Raw genomic sequence first — 1,932 nt, forward strand, 5'->3', positions numbered from 1 at the left:
CCGACAGCGTTAAGGGCGGTTTTGACGATTTGTGGCGCGTTGAGTTGTGCGATGTTGTATTGCTCGAACTGGCTGTTGTGGTCGATGAACATGTCCGGGAGCGTCATTGTGCGCAGGCGGACATTGTCGAGCAGGCCGGTTTTTGAGAGATGCTGCGCCACGAACGAGCCGAAGCCGCCGACGGAGCCTTCCTCGACGGTGATCAGCACGGCGTGATTACGCGCGAGCTGCTCGACCAGTTCCGTATCCAGCGGCTTGGCGAAGCGCGCGTCGGCCACGGTCGGCGGCAGACCGTGCGCAGCGAGCTGGTCGGCGGCCTTGAGCACTTCCTCCAGACGCGGACCGAGTGACAGGATGGCGATACCACCCTTCTCGCGTCCGGACTGCTGGCCCATCTCACGGATGATCCGGCCCTTGCCGATCTCGATGATGCTGCCCTTAGCGGGCATCTCCAGACCGTAGGTGTTGCCGCGCGGATAGCGCAACGCGATCGGGCCTTCGTCGAACTCGCAGGCTGTGGCCGTCATGTTCAGCAGTTCGATCTCGTCGCTCGGCGCCATGATCGTCATGCCCGGCAGGCAGCCGAGATAGGCGATGTCGAACGCACCGGCATGGGTCGCGCCATCGGCACCGACCAGACCGGCGCGGTCGATGGCAAAGCGCACCGGCAGCTTCTGCAGCACCACGTCATGCATCACCTGATCGTAGGCGCGCTGCAGGAACGTGGAATAGATCGCGCAGAACGGACGCAGTCCTTCGGTCGCCATACCGGCGGCGAAGGTGACGGCGTGCTGCTCGGCGATGCCGACATCGAAGAAGCGGCCGGGGAATTTGGTGGCGAACTTGTCGAGGCCCGTGCCGGACGGCATCGCGGCGGTCACGGCCGTGATCCGGTCGTCGCTTTCCGCCCGGGAGATCAGTTCACGGGCGAAGATGTTCGTCCAGGACGGCGGTCCCGGAGGGGCCTTCTTCTGCTCGCCGGTGACGACATTGAACTTCGCCACGGCGTGATACTTGTCGCCCGCGGCCTCGGCTGGTTTGTAGCCGTGGCCCTTCTCGGTGATGACATGCAGCAGGATCGGACCCTGATCCGTGTCGCGCAGGTTACGCAGGATCGGCACAAGCTGGGTCATGTCGTGGCCGTTGACCGGGCCGACATAATAGAAGCCCAACTCCTCGAACAGCGTGCCGCCGGTAATCATGCCACGGGCATATTCCTCGGCTTTCTTGGCGGTGCGTTCCAGACGGTTGGGCAGCTTCTTCACGAACTTCCCGGCGAGGTCGCGCAGGCCCATGAACTGGCGCGACGACATCAGGCGGGAGAGGTAGTTCGACATCGAGCCGACCGGCGGCGCGATGGACATCTCGTTGTCGTTGAGGATGACGATCAGCCGTTCCGCGCCCGGTCCGGCGACGGCGGCGTTGTTCATCGCCTCGTAGGCCATGCCGGCGGAGATCGAACCGTCGCCGATCACGGCGATGACGTTGCGTTCGCGGTAGGACGGATCTTCCTCGGCGAGCAGATGGTGCGCCACGGCCATGCCGAGGCCCGAGGAAATGGACGTCGAGGAGTGGGCCGCGCCGAACGGGTCGTATGGGCTCTCGGACCGGCGGGTGAAGCCTGACAGGCCGCCCGGCTGACGCAGGGTGCGGATCCGGTCGCGGCGTCCGGTGATGATCTTGTGGGGATAGGCCTGATGGCCGACATCCCAGATCAGGCGATCGTCGGGGGTGTCGAACACGGCATGGATTGCGACCGTCAGTTCCACCACGCCCAGCGAGGCACCGAGATGGCCGCCTGTGGTGGACACCGTCTCGACCGTCTCCGAACGAAGCTCGTCCGCAACCTGCTTCAGTTGATCAATCGACAGGTTCCGAAGATCAACAGGATACGAAACACGGTCCAGTAACGGAAAACGACCCCGCGTGGGG

1 protein-coding gene is annotated in these 1,932 nt (G+C 64.2%); it reads right to left on the bottom strand.

Annotated features, from left to right (window positions below):
• The coding region (dxs, locus tag GOB81_RS17280; RefSeq protein ID WP_173571454.1) for a 1-deoxy-D-xylulose-5-phosphate synthase at window positions 1-1,932 on the bottom strand (1,932 nt) is incomplete at both ends.

It is taken from the genome of Acetobacter conturbans (genome assembly GCF_011516755.1).
In the GTDB taxonomy this organism is placed as follows: domain Bacteria; phylum Pseudomonadota; class Alphaproteobacteria; order Acetobacterales; family Acetobacteraceae; genus Acetobacter; species Acetobacter conturbans.